This is a genomic window from Micromonospora sp. RV43, from assembly GCF_001029515.1.
Lineage (GTDB): Bacteria > Actinomycetota > Actinomycetes > Mycobacteriales > Micromonosporaceae > Micromonospora > Micromonospora aurantiaca.
Genome location: NZ_LEKG01000288.1, coordinates 1 through 5,174, shown reverse-complemented (window position 1 = coordinate 5,174; position 5,174 = coordinate 1). Strand labels below are relative to the sequence as shown.

The 5,174-nt window shown below is 73.4% G+C and carries 8 protein-coding genes; 6 read left to right on the top strand and 2 right to left on the bottom strand.

Annotated features, from left to right (window positions below):
• A partial coding sequence (locus tag ABD52_RS36060) for a hypothetical protein (RefSeq protein WP_047894694.1) occupies positions 1-803 on the top strand: 803 nt, incomplete at its 5' end.
• A gap of 27 nt (positions 804-830) precedes the next feature.
• Here ABD52_RS36060 and ligD read toward each other — a convergent pair.
• A complete protein-coding gene (gene ligD / locus ABD52_RS36055; protein WP_047894693.1) occupies positions 831-1,856 on the bottom strand; it encodes a non-homologous end-joining DNA ligase in 1,026 nt (341 codons plus the stop codon).
• A gap of 47 nt (positions 1,857-1,903) precedes the next feature.
• Here ligD and msrB point away from each other — a divergent pair, with 47 nt between their 5' ends.
• Positions 1,904-2,314 carry a peptide-methionine (R)-S-oxide reductase MsrB gene (gene msrB, locus ABD52_RS36050; protein ID WP_013284828.1) on the top strand — a complete coding sequence of 137 codons (411 nt, stop codon included), beginning with the start codon at positions 1,904-1,906 and terminating at the stop codon, positions 2,312-2,314.
• Positions 2,315-2,322: 8 nt separating this feature from the next.
• Here msrB and ABD52_RS36045 read toward each other — a convergent pair whose 3' ends face one another.
• Positions 2,323-2,598 carry an isoamylase early set domain-containing protein gene (locus ABD52_RS36045; protein ID WP_013284827.1) on the bottom strand — a complete coding sequence of 92 codons (276 nt, stop codon included), beginning with the start codon at positions 2,596-2,598 and terminating at the stop codon, positions 2,323-2,325.
• Positions 2,599-2,753: 155 nt separating this feature from the next.
• On the opposite strand from ABD52_RS36045, the gene ABD52_RS36040 reads away from it, so the two are divergent.
• The 4 genes from ABD52_RS36040 to ABD52_RS36025 all read left to right on the top strand — a co-directional run.
• Positions 2,754-3,014 (top strand): hypothetical protein, encoded by a 261-nt coding sequence (locus ABD52_RS36040; protein WP_013284826.1) that lies wholly within the window; start codon positions 2,754-2,756, stop codon positions 3,012-3,014.
• Between the two features lie 53 nt (positions 3,015-3,067).
• The gene (locus ABD52_RS36035) at positions 3,068-3,739 is read left to right on the top strand and encodes a hypothetical protein (protein ID WP_013474529.1); all 672 of its coding nucleotides are present in this window, start codon (positions 3,068-3,070) and stop codon (positions 3,737-3,739) included.
• A gap of 137 nt (positions 3,740-3,876) precedes the next feature.
• Complete coding sequence (locus ABD52_RS36030; RefSeq protein WP_013284824.1) at positions 3,877-4,320, top strand: GNAT family N-acetyltransferase; 444 nt, start codon at positions 3,877-3,879, stop codon at positions 4,318-4,320.
• 105 nt (positions 4,321-4,425) lie between these two features.
• A partial coding sequence (locus tag ABD52_RS36025; RefSeq protein WP_047894692.1) for a lytic polysaccharide monooxygenase occupies positions 4,426-5,174 on the top strand: 749 nt, incomplete at its 3' end.

Below are 5,174 nucleotides of genomic sequence, written 5' to 3'. Positions count from 1 at the left end.
GGGCGGTACGGCACCAGGTGGGGGCGGGACGGCTGGGCCGGCTGTCCCGGGGTGTGTACGGCTGTACCGACGACGAGAAGAGCCGGTTGCGCGCCCTGTTCCGGCGACTGCCGCCGGGAACCGTCGCGGGGTTCCACACCGGCGCGAGACTGCACCGGTTCGGGGCGGTTCCAGGCGACCGGGTGCACGTGATCGTGCCGCCCGGCGTGAGCGCCCGGCGCATCCGGGGCGTGGTGACGCATCAGACGGTGCTGCCGGTGCCGGACGCGGTGGAGATCGCCGGCATCCCCTGCGCGCCCGCCGCCCGCTGCGCCGTGGATCTGGCCCGGGTGCTCCGGCGGGCGGACGCGCTGCCGGTGCTCGACCTCTGCCTCCGCGCCGGCGCCTGCCGCCGCGACGACCTGCTCACCGAGGTGGCATGGCACGCCGGTCTGCGGGGAGTACGGCAGGCAGGGGAACTGATCGCGCTCGCCGACCCGCGCCCGGAGTGCCGGCAGGAGAGCCAACTGCGTCTGTTGCTGATCGACGGCGGGCTGCCGCCGCCGGAGCCGCAACTGTGGGTTCCCGACCGGGACGGGATCCCGATCTACCGCCTCGACCTGGGCTATCGTGACCGGCGCATCGGCCTGGAGTACGACGGCGCCTCCCACCTCGACCCCGGCCGGCTGCACCACGACCGTTCCCGGCTCAACTGGCTGGCCGAGCACGGCTGGCGCATGCGGGTCTACACCGCCACCGACCTCTACCGCCGCCCCCGGCACATCGTCGCCTCGGTGCGGAGCATGCTCACCGCTCCCGCCTGAGCCGGCGGCACTCGAGCAGGGGCCGCGTCAGGAGCGGGGGCGGTCGCGGTCCTTGGACGGCTGGACCCGCTTCGGCTCGCCGGGCATCTTCGGGTACTCCGGCGGGTACGGCATGTCGCCCAGCCCGTCGGCGGCGTCCCGCTCGGCCCACTCCAGCAGCGGCGTGATGTCCCACGGGGCGTCGTCGATGCCGGCGTGCGGGTCGCCGCGCTCGGCGAACCGGGCCGGCACCGTGCCCAGGTGGAAGTCGTCCGGCTCGACCTCGGGCAGCTCGTCCCAGCCGACGGGGGTGGAGACGGTGGCGCGGGCGTTGGCGCGCAGCGAGTACGCGCAGGCGATGGTGCGGTCCCGCGCCATCTGGTTGAAGTCGACGAAGACGCGCTCGCCGCGCTCCTCCTTCCACCAGGCGGTGGTGACCAGCTCGGGGCGGCGGCGTTCCAGCTCCCGGGCCAGCGCGATGGTGGCGCGGCGTACCTCCACGAACGTCCAGCGCGGCTGGATGCGCAGGTAGACGTGCACGCCCCGGCCGCCGGAGGTCTTCGGCCAGCCGGGCACGCCCAGCTCGTCGAGCAGACCGCGCAGCTCACCGGCGGCGGTCACCGCGTCGGCGAAGTCGGTGCCGGGCTGCGGGTCGAGGTCGACGCGCAGCTCGTCGGGGCGGTCGGTGTCGGCGGCGCGCACCGGCCACGGGTGGAACACCACCGTGCCCATCTGCGCCGCCCAGGCCACGTGCGCCAGGTCGGCCGGGCACAGCTCGTCGGCCGGGCGGCCGCTGGGGAAGGCGATCCGCGCGGTGCTGACCCACGGGGGCACGCCCCGCTGCGGCACCCGCTTCTGGAAGAACATCTCCCCCTCGATGCCGTCGGGGAAGCGCTGGAGCGTGGTCGGCCGGTCGCGCAGGGCGCGCATGATCCCGTCGCCGACGGCCAGGTAGTAGCGGAAGACGTCGGCCTTGGTGAAGCCGCGCTGCGGGAAGATCACCCGATCGGGGCTGCTCAGCCGCACCGCGTGCCCGGCTACCTCGATCTCCTCGACCGCACCCTTGCCCGCCATCACGCGACCATATGCGATGCCACCGACACCCGACGTACCGTGGAACGGTGAGTCTTTCCGACAACGAACTGCCCCGTACCGAGGACGAATGGCGCGTCCGGCTGAGCCCCGAGGAGTTCCGGGTGCTCCGCGAGGCCGGCACCGAGGCGCCCTGGACCGGTGAGTACGTCGACACCAAGACCCCCGGCGTCTACCACTGCCGGGCCTGCGGGCTGGAACTGTTCCGCAGCCAGGACAAGTTCGACTCGCACTGCGGCTGGCCGAGCTTCGACGACGCCATCCCGGGCGCGGTCAAGGAGATCCCGGACAACACGCTCGGCATGCGGCGCGTGGAGATCCGCTGCGCGCGCTGCGACAGCCACCTCGGGCACGTCTTCGAGGGTGAGGGCTTCACCCCGAAGGACACCCGGCACTGCGTCAACTCGATCTCGGTGCGGCTGGAGCCCAGCGCCGGCTGACGGCGGCGTCAGAGCCGCAGCAGGCCGCCGGCCTCGTCCACCTGGTCGGCGGCCTCGTCGTCCAGCCACACCCCGCCGGTGGCGAGGTAGCGGAAGCGGTACTCCCCCGGCTTCAGCCGGACCGTCACGGTACGCGTGCCGTCGCGGCGCGGCACCAGCTCGTGCCGGCCGGGCTCCCAGCCGTTGAAGCAGCCGACCACGCTCACCGTGCCGGCCGGGGTGTCCCGGGGCAGCGAGAACGTCACCCGGGTCTGGTTGCCGAAGAGCTTGTTGCGCTTGATCACGAATCCTCCGGGGATTTTCGGCGGTCACAGCAGTCAACGCGCGACACGCCGGGAGCGACTCGCCGTGGGGCCGGATCAGGTTCGCCGGTTCCGGTTGCTCGAAGGTGTCGTCTGCGCGACTCTCGGATGACAGGTCCGTTTTCGGGGGGTTTCGCATGGCTGCCTGCGAGGTTTGCGGCAACGACTACTGGATGGCGTTCGAGGTGCGCACCGTCGACGGGTCGCGGCACACGTTCGACTGTTTCGAGTGCGCGGTGCACAAGATGGCGCCGATCTGCGAGCACTGCCAGATCAAGATCGTCGGGCACGGCGTCGAGGTCTCCGGCCGCTTCTTCTGCTGCGCCCACTGCGCCCGCGCCGTCGAGGGCGAGCAGGGCGCCGAGGTACGCGACGCGGTCGGCGCCCGCCCCGCCTGACGCGGGCGCTCCCGGGGCGGCACCGGCGTCGATCTCCGTCTAGCATCCCTCCGGTGTCCCGACGGTTGATCATCGCGGTGGCCCTGGTCGCCGTCCTCGCCGGCTGCGGTTCCACCACCGAGCCCGCCACCGCCCCCGCGCCCGCCTTGGCCGCGCCCTCACCCACCGACGGCGGGGCCGCCGCGGCGCTGCGCGACCGGTACGCCGCGACCGGCAGCCTGGCCGGCCTGGCCGAAGAACCCGAGCACGCCAGTGAGCGGCTCGACTCCGACGGTGTCGTCTGCGGTCGCCCGCTGCCCCTGCTCGACCGGCGGCTCGTCGCGTCCACCCGGGTCTTCGTCACGCCGGAGGGCACCCCGGCCGGCGAGTTCGTCGAGATCGCCCAGGAGACCGTGGTCTACCCGGACGAGGCGGCCGCCGCGGACGCGGTACGGCAGGTCTTCGGCCTGCTGGAGGCGTGCGAGCGCGACGAGGAGGAGGGCCAGGTGACCACCGGGCACACCGCGGGGGACCTGCCCGCCGGGCTGGGCGTGCCGGGCCGGGTGGTGTCGGCGACCATGACCGTGTCCGACGGCACGCGCTTCCCGCACCGCTACGGCTGCCTGCACCACGGCCGGGTGACCCAGTGCGTCGCGGTCTGGACCCGCTCGGCGGCCGACACCGGCACCTGGTTCGAGCGCGCCGTCACCGCCACCGCCACCGGGCTGCGCACGTCGAAGGGCTGAGCAGCGCCGGCCCGGCCACGCCGAACCGCCGCGCGTTGAGCCGGCACACCGGGACCGCGCCGGCCCGGCGCGCCGAGCCGACGTGCCGCGCCAGGGGGAGCACGACCGGGCGGAGACGCGCCGCCTACCCTGGGCCGATGCCCGTCGAGTCCCACCTGGCAAGCTTCGCCGACCTGGACACCAGCACCTTCCACGACCTGCTCCGGCTGCGCATCGACGTGTTCGTGGTCGAGCAGTCCTGCCCGTACCCGGAACTGGACGGCCGGGACGTCGAACCCGGCACCCGCCACCTGTGGCTGAGCCGCGACGGCGCCGTGGTCGCGTACCTGCGGATCCTGGCCGACCCCGGCGGCGTCGCACGGATCGGGCGGGTGGTGGTGGCGCCGGCGGCCCGCGGCGCGGGCCTGGCCGGCGCGCTGATGACCGAGGCGCTCGCCGTGGTGGGTGACCGGCCGTGCGTGCTCGACGCGCAGACGCATCTGGTCGGCTTCTACGAAGGGCTCGGCTTCGAGGTCAGCGGCCCCGGCTACGTCGAGGACGGCATCCCGCACACTCCGATGCGCCGCGACCCAACTCATTGACGTTTGTCGCTTTCTGTGGCAGCGTGCGGGCGGAGCCGCCACGCGGGAGAGGGCAACTCCCGAGTCCGGGCGTCGTGCACCGACACCCCATCCCGGAGGCTTTCCATGTCCACTCCGTACCGCCGCCCGCTACCGCTCGCGGCGGCGATCCTCGGCGTCTGCGCGGTCGTCGCGGCGCTGCTCACCACCGCGTTCTCCGGCCCGGCCTCGGCGCACGGGTCGGTGGTCGACCCGGCGTCGCGCAGCTACAGCTGCTGGCAGCGTTGGGGCGGTGACTTCCAGAACCCGGCCATGGCCACCCAGGATCCGATGTGCTGGCAGGCGTGGCAGGCCGACCCGAACGCCATGTGGAACTGGAACGGCCTGTTCCGCGAGGGCGTGGCCGGCAACCACCAGGGCGCCATCCCGGACGGGCAGCTCTGCAGCGGCGGCCGCACCCAGAGCGGCCGGTACAACGCGCTCGACACGGTCGGCGCCTGGAAGACCGTGCCGGTGACCAACAACTTCCGGGTCAAGTTCTTCGACCAGGCCAGCCACGGTGCCGACTACATCCGGGTGTACGTGACCAAGCAGGGCTACAACGCGCTCACCTCGCCGCTGCGCTGGAGCGACCTGGAACTGGTCGGCCAGATCGGCAACACACCGGCCAGCCAGTGGACGCGTGAGGTGGACGGCGTGTCGATCCAGATCCCGGCGAACGCGCCGGGCCGCACCGGCCGGCACGTCGTCTACACGATCTGGCAGGCCAGCCACCTGGACCAGTCCTACTACCTGTGCAGCGACGTGGACTTCGGCGGGTCCGGCCCGACCACCCCGCCGACCAGCACGCCGCCCACCAGCACCCCGCCGACGAG

Excerpts from the sequence above, each read along its gene's own strand:
- ABD52_RS36030 (WP_013284824.1), top strand. The coding sequence starts at position 3,877 with ATGCCCGTCGAGTCCCACCTGGCAAGCTTCGCCGACCTGGACACCAGC.
- ligD (WP_047894693.1), bottom strand. The coding sequence starts at position 1,856 with ATGGCGGGCAAGGGTGCGGTCGAGGAGATCGAGGTAGCCGGGCACGCG.
- ABD52_RS36040 (WP_013284826.1), top strand. The coding sequence starts at position 2,754 with ATGGCTGCCTGCGAGGTTTGCGGCAACGACTACTGGATGGCGTTCGAG.